The following is a 20,392-nucleotide window of genomic DNA, read 5'->3' on the forward strand; positions in this document are numbered from 1 at the left end:
TAGTTTACATACATTCATGGATGTATAGTGACAGGCCGAGCAATGGCCCCACGATACATAGAGGGCGTTGTCTTTACAAATCAGGAGACTTGGTGGCACGTCGTACGAAGGAAGAAGCATTGGCCACGCGGCATCGGTTGCTCGATGCCGCGGAGCTGCTGTTTCAGGCGCAAGGTGTTTCGCAGACCACGCTGCAGCAGATCGCGCAGCAGGCCGGCGCGACGCGCGGCGCGATCTACTGGCACTTCAAGGACAAGGCCGACCTCTTCAACGCGATGATGGAGCGCGTCATCCTGCCGCTGGAGGCCGCGCCGAGGGCGGCCGCCGCGCCTGGCGTCGACGATCCGCTGGCCGAGATCGAGGAGGGCATGGTCCACGCGCTCACCCTCATGACCACCGACCCACAGGTGCGCCGCGTGTTCGACGTCGCCACCCACAAGGTCGAGTACACGCACGACATGGCCTCGGTGCAGCAGCGCCACCTGGACGCGCGCAACGCCTGCGTGACCGATTTCGAGAAGGCGCTGCGCCTGGCCGCGCGGCGTGGCCGCATCAAGCTGCCGGTGCCGGGCCACGTGGCGGCGCAGGGGCTGCATGCGCTGATCAGCGGCCTCATCCAGAACTGGCTGCTCGACCCCGAGGCCTTCGACCTCGTGCCCACCGGAAGGCGCACCTTCAGGGTCTATCTGGCGGGTCTCGGGTTCGCCCGGCCGCAGCCGGCTGCCCCCGTCGCGGCCGAGGCGGAAGCAGCCGCCGCCTGATAGGCGATAATGTCGGACTCCGGTGCAAGCCGGACCCAATTCCTCGCTGTATTTCAACGGATAGAATTCGGCCCTCCGAAGGCTGAGATCCAGGTTCGATTCCTGGCGGCGGGACCAGACACCAAGCCGGACACATTCCCATGTGTCCGGCTTTTTTGTTTTCCGGCTCCTCGTTCGCGCAGCCTGCGCGATCCGGGCGATGGGCGCCGCCGACAGAAAACCTGGGGACAGTCCCGGCACAAGTCATGCGTTATCCACAGTCGCAGCCGCTTGCCGGATGTTGTTCCCTTTTCCGATGCAGCACCGAAGCACACGCGCTCACAGCGGTACGGGGACTGCAAGTCCTTGTCGCGCAAGGAAAAAGCGGTACTTTCCACAGACAGGGTTTACCCTTATCTACTACTACTACTATCTTTAAATAAGAAAGAAAGTAGAGAAGAAAGGCGAGACAGGCGAAGCCGAGTCGCCGTGTTCAACGGCGACGGTGTCCGGCGCTCAGCCCGCCGCGCGCTTCATGCGCCGCGCGGTCTCGACCACCGCGGCGCGCAGCGATTGCACGGTCGGGTGCGCTTCCAGTTCCTTCAGCGTGAAGAAGCTCACCGGCGGCAGTTTCCAGCTCAGCCGGTGGGGCAGCGCCGCCAGGTGACCCGCGCCTTCCATTCCGGCGACCACGTCGCGCGCGAAGATGGTGATCGCGTTGGGCTCCTGGCGCAGCGCCGTCTCGATGCTGCGGATCGAGGTGGTCTCCAGGATCGGCAGCGGCGGCTGCACGCCCGCGCCGACGAAGATCGCGTTGTAGGTCCTGCGCATCGGCGTGTTCGGCGGCGGCAGGATCCAGTCGAGCTGCGCGAGCCGGGCCCAGTCCAGCGGGCCGCGCGAGAGACGCCGCACGTTCTTCGCGCCGACCACGAGGCAGGGCTCCTGCTCGTGGATCGCCTCCTGCACCAGCCCGGTCGCGTCGCCGTCGTAGGAGCGGCCGATGGCGCAGTCGAGCTCGCGCGCGATGAGGCTTGCGACCAGCTCGTCGGTGGTGCCTTCGCGCGCCATCACCGAAATGCGCGGCGTGCGGTCGAGCAGGTGCGTGAGGGCGGCCGACATCAGCTGCTGGGGCACCTGCTGGGTGAAGCCCAGCCGAAGGCGGCCGGCGCGCCCCGCCTCGAGCGAGGTGAGCACGCGCGCGGTCGCCTCGAGTTCGGCGAGCCAGCGCCGCGCGTAGCGCAGCACTGCCTCGCCCGCGGCCGTGGGCACCAGCCCCCTGCTGGTCCGCTCGAAAAGTGTGCTGCCGAAGATGTCTTCCACCTCGTGCAGCGCCTTGGTGATCGCCGGCTGGCTCAGCTGCATCTCGGCGGCGACGCGGCCGAGCGTGCGGTGCCGGTCGATGGCCTGCAGCAGCGAAAGCTGGCGCAGCTTGAGGCGGGAGAGCAGCGCGCGCTGCAGTTCGGCGGCGGGGTCGCGGGCGGTGGGCAAGGCCATAACTCCACGGTTATCGAGCTATCAGAAATTATTTCACTTTGGTGAATCGAGGGTCCTAGACTTTTCCCATGGACCCGACCACTGCACTGAAAACAACCTCCACCGTCGCTGCCGGCACCGCCATCACGGCCGCCTTCCTGGACTCGCTGGCCGAGGCGCAGGACGCCGGCGAGGCGATGCGGCTGATCGATCAGCGCCGGCTGCAGGTCGCGCCCGGCAGCATCTTCAGCATCCAGCAGAACGTGACGACCGATGGCGACGCCGCGGGCCAGGTCCTGCTGCGCCGCTTCTATTCGTCGGAGGCGTCGAGCTTTCCGGTGAACGGCGCGAAGCGCAAGACGCTCACGCCGTGGAGCGAATGCCTCTTCGTGCGCGGCCGCGTGTTCGTCGGCGAGGGCGAGCACGTGCTCGCGAGCAACTTCGACGACTTCGAGCAGATGCGCGAATACCGCCTGCGCAGCGTGGTCAACGTGCCGCTGATGCAGGGGCGGACCTGCTTCGCCACCTTCAACGTCTTCGGCACGCGCGAGCACTGGCTGCCGCAGGAGGTGCTGGGCATCCGCATGCTGGCGCTCGCTGCCGCGCGCTGGGTGCCCGTCGCGCCCCGACTGGCCTACAGCTTCGAGGAAACGCCATGCCTGTGACCGCCCTGCACCACTTCACGATCCGCTGCGCGCCGCACGAGCTGCCGCCGCTGCTGGACTTCTACACCCGCGTGATGCGCCTCACCGTCGGCGCGCGGCCGGAGATTCCCGCGCCCGGCGCCTGGCTGTACGCGGACGGCCAGCCGATCGTGCACCTCTACGCGCATCTCTCGACGCCCGACGAGCCTGTCGAGCCCGTCACCGGCCACGTCGACCACATCTCGTTCCGCTCCCATGGGCTTGCCGAGATGCGCGCGCACCTTCATGCACAGGGCGTAGCGTTCGCCGAGGCGCCGATCCCGGGCTGGGCGATCCACCAGCTCTTTCTGCACGATCCGCGCGGCCTGAAGATCGAGATGACTTTCTGGATGGACCAGGAAGAACGCCAAGGCGAGGAAGGGGGCGCGGCATGACCGGCTTCGTGCAGGCCGGCGAACTGCGCGTCGCCTTCGAGCGCGAGGGCGAAGGCCCGCCGCTGCTGCTCATGCATGGCGCCGAAGCTTCGCGCCAGATGTTCTCGGCGCTGGTGCCGCATCTGTCGAAGCACTTCACCGTGATCGCCTACGACCAGCGCGACTGCGGCGAGACCGAGGGGCCGCAGCGCCCATCGACCCTGGCCGATCTTGCCGACGATGCACAGCGGCTCATCAAGGCGCTGGGCTTCAAGCGCGCGCACGTGTTCGGCTCGTCCTTCGGCGGGCGCGTCGCGCAGGCACTGGCGCTGCTTCATCCGCGCTCGGTCGACCACCTCGTGCTCGGCAGCACCTGGCCGCTGCCGAGGCCCTACGAAGAACTGTGCCCCGACGCGAAGCGCCTGGCCGAGCTGCGCAGCGGGCTGCCGGCCACCGCGGAAGAGCTGGCGACATGGTTCTTTCCCGAAGCCTTCCTGCAGCAGCGGCCCGAACTGCGGCGCATCTTTGCGAGCGCACGGCCCGGCTCGGCGCGTTCCGCTCGGCGGATGGCGACCGCGCTGACCGCCATCGAGAGGGGTGTGGCCGACATCGTCGCGCCCACGCTGGTGCTGGCCGGCGAGCTCGACCGCGTGGTGCCCGCAAGCGTGACGCTCTCGATGGCCGGCCGCATCCGCGGCGCCGATGCGGTGCTGCTGCCCGGCATCGGCCACGTCACCGCGATGCAGGCGCCGCAGATGCTGGCGCAGCACATCGTGCGCTTCCTCAAGAACTGAAACCCGAAGGAGCCAGGCCATGAGCCCGAACCACGACCGCACGCGCAGCCGCGCCGACTACATCCGCATCGAAGGGCTGTCCAAGCACTTCGGCGACGGCGGCGAAGGCGTGCTCGCGCTGAAAGACATCGACTGCAGCATCGAGCAGGGCAGCTTCGTGACCATCGTCGGGCCCAGCGGCTGCGGCAAGAGCACGCTGCTGCGCATCCTCGCGGGCCTGCTCGACTACGGCATCGGCCGCGTGCTGCTCGACGGCCAGCCGATCCACGGCACGCGGCGCGACGTGGGCGTGGTGTTCCAGAGTTCGATCCTGCTGCCGTGGCGAACCATCCTCGAGAACGTGATGCTGCCCGCCGAGGTGCTGGGCATTCCCGCGAAGCAGGCGCGCGAGCGGGCGATGCAGCTGCTGCAGATGGTCCGGCTCGAAGGTTTCGAGCACAAGCTGCCGCGCCAGCTCAGCGGCGGCATGCAGCAGCGCGCCTCCATCGCGCGGGCGCTGCTGCACGACCCCAAGATCCTGCTGATGGACGAGCCCTTCGGCGCGCTCGACGCGATGACGCGCGAGCGCATGAACCTGGAGCTGCAGCGCATCTGGATGGAAAGCGGCAAGACGGTGGTGCTGATCACGCACTCGATTCCCGAGGCGGTGTTCCTCGGCGACCGGGTGTTCGTGATGTCGCCGCGCCCCGGCACGCTCGAGCGCGTGCTGCCCGTGGACCTGCCGCGCCCGCGCTCGATGGACGTGATGTCGCACCCCGACTTCGCTGCCGCATCCGCGTCGATCCGCGAGCGCTTCTCGCATGCGGCTTCGTTCGACTGATTCCGTTCGATTCAAAGAGGCCACCAGATGACTACCGCCATGCTCGCCAAGTCCGACTCTCCTGCGCTATCCGGCGACCGTGCGCCGGCCCCTGCCGCGAGCCCCAGGCCGCGCCGCCGCGCCAATCCGCTCGCCTCGACGCGGGTGCAGTCGATCCTGCTGCTTGCCGCGCTGCTCGGTTCGTGGGAAGCGGGGGTGCGGCTCTTCAAGGTCCCGCAGCACCTCGTGCCGCCGGTGAGCGACATCCTGGTCGCGCTGTGGCGCGGCCTCGCCACCGGACCGCTCGCGAAGGATGGCTTCTGGTACCACGGCGGCGTGACCGTGACCGAGATACTGCTGGGCTTTCTCGTCGGCAGCGGCGTCGGCCTCGCGATCGGCATCGTGGTGTCGCAGATGCCGAGGGTCGAGGCGCTGCTGGAGCCCTACGTCGCCGCGCTGCAGAGCGTGCCCAAGGTGGCGGTCGCGCCGATCATCGTGGTGTGGCTGGGCTTCGGCATCGGCTCGAAGGTGATGATCATCTGCCTGCTCACCTTCTTCCCCGTGCTGGTGACCAGCATCGCGGGCTTCAAGGCGGTGGACCCCGACCGCATCGACCTGCTGCGCTCGCTCTCGGCGACGCAGTGGCAGATCTTCCGCAAGGCCAAGTTTCCGAGCTCGCTGCCCTACATCTTCGCGGGTTTGAACATGGCCGCTGCCTTCAGCGTGGTCGGCGCGGTGGTGGGCGAGTTCGTCGGCGCGCAGGCGGGGCTGGGCGTGCTCATCCTGCAGATGGAGGCGCAGGCCGACACCGGCGGCAGCTTCGCGGTGTGCGTGGTGCTCTCGGTGATCGGCATCGTGATGACCGACCTGCTGCGCCGCATCCAGCGCCGCGTGCTGCACTGGATGCCGGCGGACACCTCGCAGCGGACGGTGAACGTCTGAACGCCGCATCCCCGCAATTCAGGATTCCTGTTTTTCCGTATGAAGGAGCGAGCCATGTTGACGCGACGTGATTTCGGCCTGGGCCTCGGTGCCCTCGGCCTGGCCGGGAGCCTGCCGGCGCTGGCGCAGAGTGTGCGGGTGATGAAGGTGGCGAACACCGCGGCGGTGAACGACCCGCAGCAGTGCTTCTGCACCGCGGGCCAGCACCCGAAGCTGAACTTCTACAAGCCCGGCGGCGTGGACGTGGAGTACGTCAACATGTCCAGCATGACGCAGGCGCTGCAGAGCCTGCGCGCCGGCCACGTGGACTTCGGGCCGGCGGTGCCGGGCATCCTGCTGCCCGCCATGGCGAAGGACCCGTCGCTCGACCTGGTGAGCGTCTACAAGTGGCTGCCGCGCAATGCGAACGTCATCGTGGTGAAGCCCGGCAGCCCGATCAAGTCGGCCGCCGACCTCGCGGGCAAGCGCATCGGCGTGCGCAGCCAGGGCGACACCGGCATCGTCATCACCAGGACCATGCTGGCCGAGCTGGGCCTGAAGGACGACGGCTGCGAGTACATCGCCATCGGCGACGGCGCGCCCGCCGGCGCGGCGATAGACAACGACCGCGTGGACGCGATGGTGGCCTTCGACACGGCAGCAGCCCGCATCGAGCTGGTGGGGACGAAGCTGCGCTACGTGCCGCTCACGCCCAGGTTCGCGCAGGTGGGCTCGGGCTGGATGTGCGTGCCGCGCAAGATGCTCAAGGACGACCGCAAGTCGCTGGTGGCGCTGTTCCAGGGCATCGCGAAGTCGACCCTGTTCTCGAATGCGAACCTCGAAGCAGCGATCGACCTGCACTGGGCGGTCTATCCCGAGAGCCGGCCCAAGGGCCGCAGCGAGGACGACGCACGCAAGGAGCTCGCCTTCATCCTCAAGGACCGCAAGAACAGCTGGATGCGCCGCCCCGACGATCCCGACCAGCGCATGGGCGCGTCGTCGCCGGCCGAATGGAAGGCCAACGTCGACATGGCCGCCGAAGCCAGCAAGAACCCGAAGCTCGCCAGCGAACTCGGCGACCCGAACCGGCTTTTCACCAACGAGCTGATCGACGAGATCAACGCCTTCGACAAGCAGGCGGTGATCCAGATGGCCCGGGCATTCAAGCTGTAGCCGCAGAAGGAGGATCAGCCCATGGACGTACTCGTTTCCGGCGCCAGCATGGCCGGCCTGTCGGCCGCCTATTGGTTCGCCAGCCTGGGCCACCGGGTCACCGTGGTCGAGCGCGCCGACGGGCTGCGCCCGGGCGGCGCGCCCATCGACGTTCGCGGCCGCGCGCTCGGCACCGCGCAGCGCATGGGCATCCTGCAGAGGATCGCCGAGGAGAAGGTCGCCACCATCGAGCCGGCGCCGGTGCTCGACGGCAGCGGAAACCAGGTCGCCACGCTCGACCTGCGCTGGTTCGCCAACGAGACCGACGAGGACATCGAGATCACCCGCGACCGCCTCAACCGGATCCTGCTGGACGCCATTCCGTCGGGCGTGGAGTTCCGCTTCAGGACTTCGATCGCTTCGCTCGACGATCGCGCGGGCGGAGTGGACGTCGGTTTCACCGATGGCGCGACGGGCCGCTACGACCTTGTGGTGGGCGCCGACGGCCTGCACTCCAACGTGCGCAGGCTGGCCTTCGGGCCGGAGAAGGACTATGTGCGGCACTTCGGCCACTACGTCGCGCTCGTCGATCTACCGCCAGGCCGGCAATGGCGACGCGCGATGCTCAACGTGCCCGGCCTCACCGTCGCCGTGCGCGACGCCGGCGACGGGCCGCAGGGGATGATGATCGTCGCCAGCCCCGAGATCGACTACGACTACCGCGACCTCGATGCACAGCGCAGGCTGCTCGACCAGTTCCTCTCCCGCGTGGATGCCTGGCAGGTGCCTGCGATGCGCGAGGCCTTCATCGACCCCGATGCCAAGGGCTTCTACTTCGACTCGGTGAGCCAGACGCGCATGCCGGGCTGGATCAAGGGCAAGGTCGCGGTCATCGGCGATGCGGGGCACTGCGCAGCGCTGCTGTCGGGCATGGGCACCACGCTGGCGATGGTCTCGGCGGAGCTCCTGGCGACCACGTGGACCGAGCACGGTGGCGACATGGCGGCGGCGTCGCCGGTCTATCACGAGAAGCTTCGGCCGTACGTCGAACAGTGCCAGGCATTCGCGAGCGAAGGCGCGCCGATCATGGTGCCCGCAACGCAGGAGGCACTCGACGAGCGCAACGCGATGTTCCGCGCCTATGCGGACAGGTTCGCGAACGCGTGATGCGCATCGGCCGAAGCTCACGCGGCTTGTGAACAATCGACATCTGCGCGCCGGCGCAGGCAGAGGCACCGTCGCCGCTGCGCGCATTCGTTCACGGTTCCGCTGACGCATTCGCCGGCGTCGAACGAAAGACGCCGAGCGCTTGGATACTCCGACGAAACATGCCGCCGGCCAGAGCGGCAATGAATGATTTCAGGGAGGATCCATGTCCATCTTCGATGGCACGCGCCGGCATGTTCGCCCGGTGTCGTGCGCCGTTGCGTGTGCGGCGGTGCTATGAGGCGCCGGGTTTCCATTCATACCCCCTTGGGGGAAGCGCTTCAGTTCCACCGGCTGACCGGCCGCGAGGCACTGAGCCAGCTCCACGACTTCGAGGTGGAACTGCTCGGCAGCAGCAACGGCATCGATCCGAAGGCGCTGCTCGGCAAGACCGCCACCGTGGCGATGCAGACCGAGAGCGGCGGCACGCGCTACCTGGGCGGTGTCGTCGCGTCCTTCGGGCTGGCCGCAGAGGACGCACGGCACAGCTTCTACCGCATGAGGCTGCGCCCGTGGCTGTGTCTCGCGACGCGGCGAAGCGACTTCCGCATCTTCCAGGGCAGGACCGTTCCGGACATCGTCGCCGACGTGCTCGAAGCCTACGGCTACGCCATGGAGAAGCGGCTGGCCCGCGAGTACCGCACCTGGGAGTACTGCGTGCAGTACGGCGAGAGCGACTTCTCCTTCGTCTCTCGGCTGTGCGAGCTGGAAGGCATCTACTACTACTTCCGGCACGAGGCGCAGCGGCAGGTGCTGGTGTTCGCGGACGACGTGCTGAGCTCGCACGATCCGATGCCTGGAGGAGAGACGGTGCGGTTTCATCCGCTGGAGAAGGCGGGAATGACCGGGGGTGGGGTGACGGGGAACGAACGCGTCTACGAATGGCGCACGAGAGAAGAGGTCCGCTCCGGCCTGCACTTCACCAACGACTACGACCCTCTCAAGCCAAAGGCGGATCTCTCCAGCCGACGCGAGATGCGCTGCGGCCACGCGCACGACGACCTCGAGCTGTACGAATGGCCCGGTGGCTACAGGCACTACGACGATGGCGAAGCATATGCACGCACGCGCGTCGAAGAGCAACTGAGCGGCGGCAGCGTTGCCAGCGGTCGCTCCAACAGGCGAGAACTTGCGCCGGGCTGCATCTTCGAGCTGGCGGGCCACCCGAGGGACGATCAGAACCGCAAGCACCTCGTGGTTGCCGTCGACTACGTATTGCAGGAGAACCTCCGGGCCACCGAGGGCGCCGATGCCGGCGAAGGCTCCGTCCAGCGCTTCGGCTTCGATGCGCAGCCCGTGAGCCATGCGTGGCGCCCGCCGCGCATCACTCCGAAGCCCCGCACCCGCGGACCCCAGACTGCCATCGTCGTCGGGCCGAAGAACGAGGAGATCTGGGTCGACCAGTACGGCCGCGTGAAGGTGCAGTTCCACTGGGACCGTGTCGGGCAGCGCAACGAGAACTCCAGCTGCTGGATCCGCGTGTCCATGGCCTGGGCCGGAGAGACTTTCGGGGCGGCTGCGCTGCCGCGCGTCGGCCAGGAAGTGGTCGTCGATTTCCTCGGCGGCGACCCGGACTGTCCCATCATCACCGGCCGTGTGTTCAATGCCGAGAACATGCCCGCATGGCGGCTGCCCGAGCAGAGCAACCTCTCGGGCCTCCGCAGCCGTGAATTGAACGCGGGCGCACTAGGCGGATCGCGCGGCAACCACCTGGTGCTGGACGATCTGCCCGGAAAGATCCAGGCGCAGCTCAAGAGCGACCATCTCTGCAGCAGCCTGAGCCTCGGCCACATCGGGCGCATCGACGGCACGGCAGGCCGCAAGGACGACCGGGGTGAGGGCGCCGAGCTGCGTACCGATGGCCATGCCGCGGTGCGCGCCGCAATGGGCTTGCTGCTCAGCACCGAGCCGAGGCCCGGAGCCGATGCGCACATCACCGATCTTGGGGAAACAGTTGCACGACTGGCGGCCGCGCGCGACCTGCATGAACGCCAGAGCCAGACTGCGCAGGAGGCGAAGGCGCACGAGGCGGGCGACCAGGACGCGGTCACCGAGGCCCTCAGGGAACAGAACGATGCGATCAAGGGCCGAGCTTCGCGGCAGGGAGGTTTTCCTGAACTCTGCGAACCGCATCTCGTGCTTGCCAGTGCGGCCGGCATCCAGAGCACGGCGGCAGGTGCCACCCACATCGCAAGCATCACGCACAACGCGCTGAGCAGCGGCGCGCACACCAGCATCAGCGCCGGCAGGAGCTTTCTGGTGAGCGTGAAGGAGGCTGTGCGCCTCTTCGCATACAAGGCGATCCGCCTGACGGCAGCCACGGCCGGCATCGACATCGTCGCGCTGCAGAACAGCATCAACCTGCTGGCCAGGCTCGACATCAAGCTGGAGTCCGACAGGATCAGCATCACCGCCAGGGACGAGATCGTCGTCAACGGCGGTGGCAGCTTTTCCAGGTGGAGTGCCTCGGGCATCGTCCACGGCACCCAGGGACTTTGGCGCGAGCACGCGGCCACCCACAGCTATGCAGGGCCGATGGACATGGCCAAGCGCCGGCGCATGGAAGGCGTGAGCCACGACGACAAGTACAGCGTGCGCTTCGCGCCCCTTGGCAGCGACGAGATATTCAAGCACGTCGGCATGTCGGGGCTGCCCTACAGGATCCTCGACGAGAAGCGCCGGACGCTGGCCGAAGGCGTCATTCCCGACGACGGGCGATTGCCCCGCGTCGCGTTCGAAACGCCGGACGAGGCAGTTCTGGTAGTTGGAGAGGAAGCGTGGGACTGGACGCCCGTTCCGACGATCCGCAGCGAGCCTGGCGGCGCGGAAGACGATGACCGAACAGATGACGACGGCGAGACCGGATCGCCGGGAGCGGAAGACGCCAAGTATGCGTCTGCTGCGGGTGCTTTAGACCCCGGCCACTTTCTTTCCGAGTCCGCCGTCGAAGCCCATCTGAACGGATTGGCTTGAGCAAGGGAAACACCAGCATGCCCAGACTGATATCCGCCACCTACCACCCCAACATCGAAGTCGCCGAGTTCATCTGCGAAGACGGCCGCCACCTGCTGCGCTCGGGCGGAACGCTGCCCTGGCGCATCAACAACCCCGGCGACTTGACCGCTCGGAAGGTCGACGGCGTGCCGGTGCCCAGGAAAGCAAAGGGCTACATCGGATTCGCCACCACCAGATCGGGCAGGACCTTCCTGATCTTTCCCGATGAAGGCGCCGGCCGGGAGGAACTGAAGGCGAACCTGAAGCGCCTGCATGGCGACAGGACGATCTCCGAAGCCGTTCCCGTCTACGCCCCGAAGAAGGAAAACGACACGGAGAAATACATACGCGATCTGCTCAAGACCAGCGGCATCCCGGCTGCCAGAAAGATCGGCGAGTGCAGTGACGCCGAACTCGAAAAGATCGTGAACAGCATCGCCGAGATCGAGGGCTACCACGCGAACGCCGACACGCGGAAGGAAACCTGGGTTGCCGTGAGCAGGATCAACGCGACCGATGGCAGCCAGCCGTTGCCAGGCACGGAGATCATTCTGCAAAGAGGCGACAGGGAGGAAGTCGTCAAGTCCGATGCCGCAGGGCGATTTCCTCCCGTGATTCACCCCGCCGACAAGTCGACCGTGCACGTCAAGGTGATGGATCCGAAGAGCAGGAAGGCCGTGACGGTTGGAGCCATCCAGGGCGACGTCGGAAAGGATTTCAACCTTCTGGCGAAATTCAAGAGGTGGAAGGGCGTCGCCGGCTCGGAAAAGATCAACAGTTCGACCCATGGGCAGAGAAAGCCCATGAGCTATGTCGTGCAGCCGGGCGACAGTCTCTGGAAGATCGCGCAGCTGTATCGCACCAGCGTGGAAGCCATCAGGGATGACAACGAGCTGGAGCGCGACAGGATCTATCCGGGTGAGGTGCTGTTGATTGCGGGGAGCGGCAAGACGAAGCCAGATCACAAACCTTCGACGGCTCCTCCTGCCGCAGTTGCCGCCAAGCCACCGACCTCGGAGGCACCGATAGTGCCGGCAGTGCCATCGACGCGAAGGGCGGTTTCTCCTCCACCGCCGCCCATTCCTTCCGGAATCAGGTCATCGGATTCGGAGCGATCGAAGGAGGGGACGGGGAAGGTTCTGGCGTTGATCAATCCGGTGCCAGGGCGTGTTCCCTGGATGCCCATTGCCGTTGCGGAAGCGAAGCTCAGGCAGGGAGAACTCGAGCTCACGCTCCAAGACAAGATCAATTACCACGTCGAGGTAGATGACGGACTCAAGGCCATGTACGGCAACAGCAATGCGTGGTGCGCCGCCTTTGTGAACTGGTGCCTGATGCAGGCGAAATATCCAATCGAGAACGCTGGTTTTCCCAATCGCAAGGTGGCGAAAGCCCGCGCGCATGGGTTCTACGAAGTCGACGGGCCAAGAGAAAATTCGGAGAAGACGCTACCTAAAGTCAGAAACCCGCTGTTTGTCGAATTGGAGAGGCCAATATACGGAGCCATCGCTATGGTCACTTCGAAACAGGGCCATGGTCGGCACGTCGGGTTTGTTTATGCGAAAAGCGGCGATGAGGATTTGATTCTTCTTGGAGGCAACCAGCGCAACCAGATCAGATTTTCTGTTTTTGCCAGAGAGTTGCGAACCCCAGTGAAGGTGAGGAATAAAAACGGAAAAATGGAAATCAAGAGAGGCGGGAGCTCGAGTTATTTGAAGTATTTCGTCCCCATTTCTTACTACGAACAGGCGAAGAAGGATATAGCCGATCCAGGTTTGGACGAAGCGAGCGTTGTGTCGTTGAATCTGATCTTGGGCATTCCCCCGGATGCTGCCGGAAAGAAGAGTGGAAGCTTGAGTGAAGATATTTCTTGAAAGGGTGGTCGATGCCTTGTTTTTCTTTAGATAAACTATTTATTTCGCTTCTTGCTGCTTTTCTTCTCTATGGATTTTCCTTGAGATCCTTTGCCGGTTATAGAGACGATAGACTTGTCGTTTGGGTCAACTTGGATGAGAGCCCGCATCGAGAGGTTGTCAATAAGGTGATCAAGGAATTCGTGGAATCAAGAAGGGTCGATGCGGAGTGTGGTGTCCATTGGCGTGAATGGGGGTCGACGCTCTACATGAAAAAACGTCCTGCTGGAATAACCGATGATCTGGTCAAGAGAGCTTTTTTGGAAAGGGATCGAGTATCTCTTCGACAGCTGAATCGCTTTCTGAAGTCTTTCAGGGATGCCGAAAGAGAAGTTGACGAGGGGTTGGATGGAATCATGGTGTATTCCAGTAAAAATGGCCCGAGAATGATGAACTTCGTGACCAATAGAAAAAAGATAAAGACCTTCGACATGAGGTCGGATGGTGCGTCGCCATCCGCTCACGACATTGAAGATGCGTTCTGCGTGCTCTTGCCGCCTGTTACGCGTGCGCCGTAGGCTCATTTTTTTCGCGCCGCCTGAGACTTCGCAAATCGCTGCACCCATGCCACCATCTCCGTATGCCCTACCAACTCCATTACTGGCCCACCATCCAGGGCCGCGGTGAATTCGTTCGGCTCGCGCTCGAGGCCGCCGGTGCGGACTATGTCGATGTAGCGCGGTTGCCCGAAGCCGAAGGCGGTGGTGAATCCGCTCTTGGCGAGCGGTTGGGCGATCCCGACAGCGCTCGTCCCGCGTTTGCGCCGCCATTTCTCGTCGATGGCGACATCGTGGTCGGGCAGACGGCCGCGATCCTGCTCTATCTCGGGCCGCGGCTGGGTCTGTCGGGTGTGGGCGAATCCGACGGGTTGTGGACGCACCAGATCCAGCTCACGATCGCCGACGCGGTGGCGGAGGCGCATGACACGCATCATCCGATCTCTGTGGGCGCTTATTACGACGAGCAGCGCGATGCGGCGATGCTGCGCGCGCGGGCCTTCCGTGAAGAGCGCATTCCGAAATTCCTTCACTGGTTCGAGCGGGTGCTCCAGCGCAATCCCGCCGGTACGCAGCATCTGGTGGGCGACACGCTGACCTATGCGGATCTGTCGCTGTTCCAGCTCGTGGACGGCTTGCGATATGCCTTTCCGAAGGCCACGGCCCGTGCACTGGCCGCGACGCCCGCGGTCGAGAAACTGCATGCCAATGTCCGGCGCCGCCAGCGCGTGCAGGCCTATCTGCAGAGCCCGCGCCGCATCGCGTTCAACGAGGACGGCATCTTCAGGCGCTACGCCGAGCTGGACGGCTAGCGACACAGGCATTCGGCGCACCCGCTGGCCGATCGGTCAACCGACGAGTGCGGCGGCGTCCTTCCACGCCGGCAGCAGCACGAGCCCTTCCACCGTCACCGGCTTGCGCTGCGGACCGAACAGATACCGGTTCGGCACGATGCCCTCGAGGTGGCGCAGCACGTCGCTGCGGTCGTCGATGAAGTGGGTGATGCGCAGTTCACGGCAGTGGTCGGCCTTCTGCGGGCGCTGAAGGCAGAAGCGCAGGTTCGCGGGCGGCACGCCCGTGCGCTCGAAGAAGCGGTGATGCTGCAGCCAGGCGCGGCTCTTGGCCTGCACGCTCGGTCCGCACTTCGACACCAGCCAGACGCGGCCTTCGAACCTGTCGGCGAGCGGCGCGACCGCCTCGAACATGCCTTCGTACGGCGGTGTGTCCAGCGCGTCTTGCAGCGAGCCGCCGATGAACGAGGTGTCCGCGCCGTCGGTGCCTTCGGCCGCGATGAGCACGCGGCCGATGTCGATGCCGAGACGGGGGAGTTCCGATGCGGATGTGTTCTTCATTTCGTGTTCCTTCCTTGCTTTGTTGCTGTCGAGTCTTTCGTCGAGCAGGCGGATCGTAGGAACGAAGGTCATCATCAGGAACTACTGATACTGGATAAGCTATCCATAAAATGGATAGCGACAGGCAACCAGATGGACATCCCCCGCACCAATCTCGACGCGCTGCAGTCTTTCGCCGTGTTCGCCGACACGCTGAACTTCAGCGAGTCGGCGCGCCTTCTGCACATCAGCCAGCCGGCGCTGCACGCCAAGGTGCGCAAGCTCTCGGAGCAGCTCGATGCGAAGCTCTATGTGCGGGTGGGCGGCGCTCTCGAACTCACCGCTACCGGCGAGCAGGTCGCGCGACACGCGCGGGAGCTGCTCGCGTTGAACCAGCGCTTCGTGAAGGGCCTGGCGCAGGGAGATGACGCGGCGGTGGTCACCCTGGCGGCCGGCGAGGGCGCCTACCTCTACCTGCTCGGCAGGGCGCTCTCGCGCTTCTCCGGCGCGGGTGCCTCACCTCATCTGCAGCTGCTCACGCGCGATCGCGACGAATCCATCCAGGCGGTGCGCTCGGGGCAGGCGCACCTGGGCATCGCGCCGCTCGGCACCGTGCCCGCCGGCCTGAGCGCCATGCGGCTGACGACCGTGGGGCAGGTGCTGGTCGTGCCGCGCACGCATCCTCTGGCCGCGCGCAAGTCGGTGCGCCTGCGCGACCTCAAGGGCGCGTCGCTGATCGTGCCGCCGGCAGGAAGACCGCACCGTGAGTTGCTTGGCCGGCTGCTGCAGGCCGAGTCGGTGCAGTTGCAGCCGTCGCTCGAAGCCAATGGGTGGGAGCTGATGCTGCGCTTCGCCCAGCTGGGCTTCGGCCTGACGGTGGTGAATGCCTGCTGCCACATTCCCCATGGCCTGGTGGCGATTCCGCTGCAGGGCTATCCGTCGATCGACTATCACGTGTTCCACGCGGCCGACCGGCCGCCGGCCGCGCACGTGCAGCGGGTGATGGACGCACTGCTGGCGTACGCAGATCACTGGAAGACCCGATGACGAGGCCCGAAGACACCAGCAAGTTCATCGCCTACGTATTGCGGCACGCGCCGGAGTCCATCGGACTGAGGCTCGATGCGCAGGGCTGGGCCGGAATCGATGCGTTGGTGGCGGGGGCGGTGGCCGCAGGGCGGGTGCTGACGGCGGCAGAGGTTGCACAGGTGGTCGATTCGGGCACGAAGAAGCGCTACGAGCTGTCGGCCGACGGGCTGCGCATCCGCGCGCTGCAGGGTCATTCCACGCCGCAGGTGAACCGCAGCTTCGAGCCGGTCGAGCCGCCGCCGATTCTTTTCCATGGCACGGCCACGCGGTTCCTGGCGTCCATCCGCGTCCGAGGCCTGCTGCCTGGCTCGCGGCAGCATGTGCACCTGTCCGCCGACGAAGCCACTGCCGTGCAGGTGGGGCAGCGCCACGGCAAGGCGCATGTGCTCACCGTCGATGCGGGCCGCATGCATGCGCTGGGCCGCGTCTTCCATTGCGCGGAGAACGGCGTCTGGCTGACGGCGGCTGTGCCGCCGGAGTTTCTTCTTCCGCCGGCGGGCTAGTCCTGCTGCTCCGCCTCGTCGCGGATGCGCAGGGCGGTGTCGTACAGCGTGTTGCGCGGGGCGCCGGTGATCTCGGCGGCAAGCTTCACGGCCGTCTTCACGGGCAGCTCCGCCAGCAGCAGGCGCAGCACGCGCTCGCCTTCGGCCCCGCCGTCGCCGCTCACGGCCACGGGATGCAGCACCAGTGCGAACTCGCCGCGCGTGCGGTCGCGGTCGGCGGCGAACCAGTCGGGCAGCGCGCCCGCGGCGACGGTGGCGATTTCCTCGAACTGCTTGGTGAGCTCGCGGCCCACGGTGACGCGGCGTTCGCCCAGCGTGGACAGGGCGCGTGCGAGGTTCTCGATGCGGTGCGGGGCCTCCAGCAGCACGACCGCGCGCGGTTCCTGCGACAGCACCTGCACGGCCGCATCGCGCTCGCCGGCCTTGCTCGGCAGGAAGCCCGCGAAGACGAAAGCGCTGCTGGCGTTGCCGTCGTTTCCGCCCTCGGCCACCAGCCCCGCCGCGCCGACCAGCGTGGTCACGCTGCTGGCGCCCGGCAGCGGCAGCACGCGCTGTCCGGCGGCGCGCACCGCGGCCGCGAGCCGTGCGCCGGGGTCGCTCACGCCGGGCGTGCCGGCGTCGCTGACGTAGGCGATGCGCTCGCCCTGCGCGAGCCGCGCGACAACCGCCTGTGCCGCCTCGGCCTCGTTGTGCTGGTGCACCGCCAGCAGCTGCGAGCCGGGCCGGTCGATGCCGTAGGCGCGCAGCAGGCTCTGCGTATGGCGGGTGTCCTCGCAGGCGACGGCGTCGACCAGCTGCAGCACGTGCAGGGCGCGCAGTGTGATGTCGGCCAGGTTGCCGATGGGCGTGGCGACGACGTAGAGCGTGCCCTGCGGATAATGCTGCGCACCCGCGGCATCATGAGCGGCCGCGAGGGCTGCGCCGAAAGAGGCGGGAGCGAGTGAAGCCAAGGGGTTTCTCCGTCGGAACGAACAGGCAGCAGGAAAAAGAAGACTCTCGAGAGCCGGCCAGGGAGGGCCATGAAGACCGACACCACAACGAAGCATCGGGGCGATGCGGCGGAAGACGCCGCGCTCGACCACCTGCGGGACGCGGGCCTCGTGCTGCTCGCCCGCAATTATCGGACGCCCGGGCGCGGCGGCGGCGAGATCGACCTGATCATGCGCGATCCGCGCCCGTCTCCCACGGGCACGCTGGTGTTCGTGGAGGTGCGCCATCGCAGTTCCGGCACGCACGGCGGCGCGGGCGGCAGCATCACGGGGCTGAAGCAGCGGCGCATCGTGTTCGCCGCGCAGCACTACCTGAGCCGGCTGCGCACCGTGCCGCCGTGCCGCTTCGACGTGGTGCTGGTGGAGGACCGGATCACCTGGCTGCAGGCGGCCTTCGATGCCGGCTGATGCGCCGTCCGAGGGAACTGAAGCCGCAATGCAGGCTCCACACTCGAACGTCTTGTTTCACAGCCCCCAGTTATCATCCCGCCCCATGCTCGAGCAACGGATTCAGCAGCACTTCATCGACAGTGCCGACCTCAAGTACCAGACCGGGCCGGTACTCAGCAAACCCATCTCCCAAGCGATGCAGGCCCTGCTGGCCTGCGTGACCAGCGGCGGCAAGGTGCTCGCATGCGGCGCCGGCGTCTCCGGCCTGCTGGCGGCCCAGTTCGCCGCGCAGTTCGTGGGCCGATTCGAACGCGAGCGGCCCGAGCTCGGCGCCATCGCGCTGCCCGGCGATGCCACCGACCCCGCCGCCGACGGCCCCGACGCTCCGGATGCCGACCGCTTCGCCCGCCAGGTGCGCGCGCTCGGCCAGGCCGGCGACGTGCTGCTCGCCCTGAGCATCAGCGGCCAGTCGGCATCGGTGCTCGCGGCAGTGGCCGCTGCGCACGAGCGCGACATGACCGTCGTCGCGCTGCTGGGCAACGCGGCATCGGGTGCAGGCAGCACCATCGGCCGCGCACTGCGCGAGACGGACGTACAGATCAGCGTGCCGCACGAGCGTGCGGCGCGCATCCACGAGATCCACCAGATCGCACTGCACTGCCTTTGCGACGGCGTGGACGCCCAGCTACTCGGAGAACAGGAAGCTTCCTCATGACCTTCAAGACCATGACGACGACATCGACCCAACGTTTCGCACTCGCCCTGACACTGGGCGCCGCACTGGTCACGAGCCTTTCCGCCTGCGTGCCGCTCGTCGTGGGCGGCGCGGCCGTGGTGGGCGTGGGCATGGTGGCCACCGACCGCCGCAGCTCGGGCGCACAGCTCGACGACCAGGGCATCGAGCTGCGCGCCGCGGCCCGCGTGCGCGACATCGCCAACGACCAGATGTACGTGAGCGTCACCAGCTACAACCGTCAGGTGCTGCTGACCGGCGCCGTCGGCAGCGATGCCGACCGCCGCCGCGTCGAGGAAGAGGTGGGCCGCATCGCGAACGTGCGCTCGGTGGTCAACGAACTGACCGTCGGCTCCTCGAGCACCTTCCAGGACCGCTCGAACGACCTCTACATCACCGGCAAGGTGAAGGCCTCGCTGCTGGACGCCAAGGACATCTTCGCGAACTCCTTCAAGGTGGTGACCGAGCGCGGCGTGGTCTACCTGATGGGCATCGCCACGCGCCGCGAGACCGACCGCGCGACCGAGATCGCGCGCGGCGTCTCGGGCGTGGTCAAGGTGGTGCGCATGGTCGAGGTCGTGAGCGAGGCCGACCTGGCCGCCAGCCAGGCCGCGAACCAGGCCGCGGCGCAGCGCGGCGGCACGGGTCCGGCGCCGGTCACCTCGGCCACGCCGTCCGCGCCGTCGTCGTCCGGCTCGCGCGTGCCGCTGCCGCCGATGGACCCGCTGCCCCCGGCGGGCTCGTCGTCCACACCGTCCTCGAACGGGGTGACGACTTCTCCGGTGCGCTGAGAAAGAGGCACCGTCCACCACCCATGAAAAAGCCCGCATCCGCGGGCTTTTTTGCTTCTTCAGGCGGTCACTTCAGCCGCGTGATGAGGCTCGACGTGTCCCAGCGTCGGCCGCCGGCCTGCTGCACGTCGGCATAGAACTGGTCGACCAGCGCCGTCACCGGCACGCGTGCGCCGTTGCGCTTGGCCTCGTCGAGCACCAGGCCCAGGTCCTTGCGCATCCAGTCGACCGCGAAGCCGTAGTCGAACTTGCCTTCGATCATGGTCTTGCCGCGGTTCTCCATCTGCCAGCTCTGGGCCGCGCCCTTGCTGATGACGCCGAGCACGGCTTCCATGTCGAGCCCCGCGCGCTGTCCGAAGGCGATGGCTTCCGACAGGCCCTGCACCAGGCCCGCGATGGCGATCTGGTTCACCATCTTTGCGAGCTGGCCGGCGCCGCTTTCGCCCAGCAGCGTGACCGCGCGCGAGAACGCCATGGCCACCGGCTTGATACGCTCGAAGACTGCCGCGTCGCCGCCGCACATCACGGTGAGCGCACCGTTCTGCGCGCCGGCCTGGCCGCCCGAGACGGGGGCGTCGATGAAATGCAGGCCCAGCGCCTGCGCGGCCTTCGAGAGTTCACGCGCCACGTCGGCCGAGGCAGTGGTGTGGTCGACCAGCACAGCGCCCTTCTTCATGCCGGCGAAGGCGCCGTCGTCGCCCAGGACCACCGAGCGCAGGTCGTCGTCGTTGCCGACGCAGCAGAACACGATGTCGGCGCCATCCCCCGCTTCGCGCGGAGTGGCTGCATGGCGGCCGGGCGGGCCGAATTCGTCGGCCCAGGCCTGCGCCTTGGCGGCGGTGCGGTTGTAGACCGTGACGCGGTGGCCGGCCTTGGCCAGGTGGCCGGCCATCGGGCCGCCCATGACGCCGAGGCCGAGGAAGGCCACTGTCTGCGCGGGGATGGATTCGTAGGTGCGGGGGTTGATGCTGCTCATGGGGCCACAGCTTAAAGCCATTCCACGAGAGGTGGGATCCCCGG

21 protein-coding genes and 1 tRNA gene are annotated in these 20,392 nt (G+C 66.7%); 17 read left to right on the forward strand and 5 right to left on the reverse strand.

Going from position 1 to position 20,392, the window contains the following annotated elements:
• Positions 1 to 89: 89 nt before the first annotated feature.
• Positions 90 to 761, forward strand: coding sequence for a TetR family transcriptional regulator (locus tag ACTJLF_RS22915; RefSeq protein ID WP_019657591.1), 672 nt, complete (start codon positions 90 to 92; stop codon positions 759 to 761).
• A 42-nt stretch (positions 762 to 803) separates the two neighbouring features.
• A tRNA-Arg gene (locus ACTJLF_RS22920) sits at positions 804 to 878 on the forward strand.
• 378 nt (positions 879 to 1,256) lie between these two features.
• Here ACTJLF_RS22920 and ACTJLF_RS22925 read toward each other — a convergent pair.
• A complete protein-coding gene (locus ACTJLF_RS22925; RefSeq protein WP_440883962.1) occupies positions 1,257 to 2,228 on the reverse strand; it encodes a LysR family transcriptional regulator in 972 nt (323 codons plus the stop codon).
• A gap of 74 nt (positions 2,229 to 2,302) precedes the next feature.
• Between ACTJLF_RS22925 and ACTJLF_RS22930 the strand changes: the two genes are divergently transcribed.
• The 9 genes from ACTJLF_RS22930 to ACTJLF_RS22970 all read left to right on the forward strand — a co-directional run bounded on the left by ACTJLF_RS22930 (position 2,303) and on the right by ACTJLF_RS22970 (position 13,010).
• The gene (locus tag ACTJLF_RS22930; protein WP_126185915.1) at positions 2,303 to 2,878 is read left to right on the forward strand and encodes a GAF domain-containing protein; all 576 of its coding nucleotides are present in this window, start codon (positions 2,303 to 2,305) and stop codon (positions 2,876 to 2,878) included.
• On the forward strand, positions 2,869 to 3,291 hold the full coding sequence (locus tag ACTJLF_RS22935) for a VOC family protein (protein ID WP_132755193.1): 423 nt from the start codon (positions 2,869 to 2,871) through the stop codon (positions 3,289 to 3,291). Before ACTJLF_RS22930 ends, ACTJLF_RS22935 begins: the two co-directional genes overlap by 10 nt.
• Positions 3,288 to 4,064 (forward strand): alpha/beta fold hydrolase, encoded by a 777-nt coding sequence (locus ACTJLF_RS22940; RefSeq protein WP_019657587.1) that lies wholly within the window; start codon positions 3,288 to 3,290, stop codon positions 4,062 to 4,064. The genes ACTJLF_RS22935 and ACTJLF_RS22940 overlap by 4 nt, the downstream gene beginning before the upstream one ends.
• Positions 4,065 to 4,083: 19 nt before the next feature.
• Positions 4,084 to 4,884: an ABC transporter ATP-binding protein gene (locus ACTJLF_RS22945; RefSeq protein ID WP_440883963.1), complete on the forward strand. Its 801-nt coding sequence runs from the start codon at positions 4,084 to 4,086 to the stop codon at positions 4,882 to 4,884.
• Between the two features lie 27 nt (positions 4,885 to 4,911).
• Complete coding sequence (locus ACTJLF_RS22950; RefSeq protein ID WP_145761583.1) at positions 4,912 to 5,805, forward strand: ABC transporter permease; 894 nt, start codon at positions 4,912 to 4,914, stop codon at positions 5,803 to 5,805.
• A gap of 54 nt (positions 5,806 to 5,859) precedes the next feature.
• Positions 5,860 to 6,957: an ABC transporter substrate-binding protein gene (locus ACTJLF_RS22955; protein WP_165924627.1), complete on the forward strand. Its 1,098-nt coding sequence runs from the start codon at positions 5,860 to 5,862 to the stop codon at positions 6,955 to 6,957.
• A 21-nt stretch (positions 6,958 to 6,978) separates the two neighbouring features.
• Positions 6,979 to 8,103, forward strand: coding sequence for an FAD-dependent monooxygenase (locus tag ACTJLF_RS22960; RefSeq protein ID WP_440883964.1), 1,125 nt, complete (start codon positions 6,979 to 6,981; stop codon positions 8,101 to 8,103).
• Positions 8,104 to 8,379: 276 nt separating this feature from the next.
• Positions 8,380 to 11,115, forward strand: a complete 2,736-nt coding sequence (locus ACTJLF_RS22965) for a type VI secretion system Vgr family protein (RefSeq protein WP_440883965.1) — start codon at positions 8,380 to 8,382, stop codon at positions 11,113 to 11,115.
• Positions 11,116 to 11,132: 17 nt separating this feature from the next.
• The gene (locus tag ACTJLF_RS22970) at positions 11,133 to 13,010 is read left to right on the forward strand and encodes a LysM peptidoglycan-binding domain-containing protein (protein ID WP_132755204.1); all 1,878 of its coding nucleotides are present in this window, start codon (positions 11,133 to 11,135) and stop codon (positions 13,008 to 13,010) included.
• Positions 13,011 to 13,198: 188 nt separating this feature from the next.
• Here ACTJLF_RS22970 and ACTJLF_RS22975 read toward each other — a convergent pair whose 3' ends face one another.
• A complete protein-coding gene (locus ACTJLF_RS22975) occupies positions 13,199 to 13,615 on the reverse strand; it encodes a hypothetical protein (protein ID WP_440883966.1) in 417 nt (138 codons plus the stop codon).
• Between the two features lie 14 nt (positions 13,616 to 13,629).
• Here ACTJLF_RS22975 and ACTJLF_RS22980 point away from each other — a divergent pair, with 14 nt between their 5' ends.
• The gene (locus ACTJLF_RS22980; RefSeq protein WP_440883967.1) at positions 13,630 to 14,358 is read left to right on the forward strand and encodes a glutathione S-transferase; all 729 of its coding nucleotides are present in this window, start codon (positions 13,630 to 13,632) and stop codon (positions 14,356 to 14,358) included.
• 36 nt (positions 14,359 to 14,394) lie between these two features.
• Here ACTJLF_RS22980 and ACTJLF_RS22985 read toward each other — a convergent pair whose 3' ends face one another.
• Positions 14,395 to 14,898, reverse strand: coding sequence for a hypothetical protein (locus ACTJLF_RS22985; RefSeq protein WP_440883968.1), 504 nt, complete (start codon positions 14,896 to 14,898; stop codon positions 14,395 to 14,397).
• Positions 14,899 to 15,030: 132 nt separating this feature from the next.
• On the opposite strand from ACTJLF_RS22985, the gene ACTJLF_RS22990 reads away from it, so the two are divergent.
• Together ACTJLF_RS22990 and ACTJLF_RS22995 are read left to right on the forward strand one after the other, a co-directional pair.
• Positions 15,031 to 15,924 carry a LysR family transcriptional regulator gene (locus ACTJLF_RS22990; RefSeq protein WP_440883969.1) on the forward strand — a complete coding sequence of 298 codons (894 nt, stop codon included), beginning with the start codon at positions 15,031 to 15,033 and terminating at the stop codon, positions 15,922 to 15,924.
• Positions 15,921 to 16,469 carry an RNA 2'-phosphotransferase gene (locus ACTJLF_RS22995; protein ID WP_440883970.1) on the forward strand — a complete coding sequence of 183 codons (549 nt, stop codon included), beginning with the start codon at positions 15,921 to 15,923 and terminating at the stop codon, positions 16,467 to 16,469. The genes ACTJLF_RS22990 and ACTJLF_RS22995 overlap by 4 nt, the downstream gene beginning before the upstream one ends.
• On the opposite strand, the gene rsmI is transcribed toward ACTJLF_RS22995, so the two are convergent.
• Entirely contained in the window at positions 16,466 to 17,419 is a 954-nt protein-coding gene (gene rsmI / locus ACTJLF_RS23000) for a 16S rRNA (cytidine(1402)-2'-O)-methyltransferase (protein ID WP_440883971.1), read from the reverse strand. The two genes, ACTJLF_RS22995 and rsmI, sit on opposite strands and share 4 nt — an antisense overlap.
• Positions 17,420 to 17,488: 69 nt before the next feature.
• Here rsmI and ACTJLF_RS23005 point away from each other — a divergent pair, with 69 nt between their 5' ends.
• The 3 genes from ACTJLF_RS23005 to ACTJLF_RS23015 all read left to right on the forward strand — a co-directional run bounded on the left by ACTJLF_RS23005 (position 17,489) and on the right by ACTJLF_RS23015 (position 19,372).
• The gene (locus ACTJLF_RS23005) at positions 17,489 to 17,866 is read left to right on the forward strand and encodes a YraN family protein (RefSeq protein WP_019657575.1); all 378 of its coding nucleotides are present in this window, start codon (positions 17,489 to 17,491) and stop codon (positions 17,864 to 17,866) included.
• An 85-nt stretch (positions 17,867 to 17,951) separates the two neighbouring features.
• Complete coding sequence (locus ACTJLF_RS23010) at positions 17,952 to 18,563, forward strand: SIS domain-containing protein (protein ID WP_019657574.1); 612 nt, start codon at positions 17,952 to 17,954, stop codon at positions 18,561 to 18,563.
• A complete protein-coding gene (locus ACTJLF_RS23015; protein ID WP_132755216.1) occupies positions 18,560 to 19,372 on the forward strand; it encodes a BON domain-containing protein in 813 nt (270 codons plus the stop codon). The genes ACTJLF_RS23010 and ACTJLF_RS23015 overlap by 4 nt, the downstream gene beginning before the upstream one ends.
• A 67-nt stretch (positions 19,373 to 19,439) precedes the next feature.
• Here ACTJLF_RS23015 and ACTJLF_RS23020 read toward each other — a convergent pair whose 3' ends face one another.
• Positions 19,440 to 20,348, reverse strand: a complete 909-nt coding sequence (locus ACTJLF_RS23020) for an NAD(P)-dependent oxidoreductase (protein ID WP_440883972.1) — start codon at positions 20,346 to 20,348, stop codon at positions 19,440 to 19,442.
• Positions 20,349 to 20,392 lie beyond the last annotated feature (44 nt).

The sequence above is a fragment of the Variovorax sp. 22077 genome, assembly GCF_052044195.1.
Classification (GTDB): domain Bacteria; phylum Pseudomonadota; class Gammaproteobacteria; order Burkholderiales; family Burkholderiaceae_C; genus Variovorax; species Variovorax atrisoli.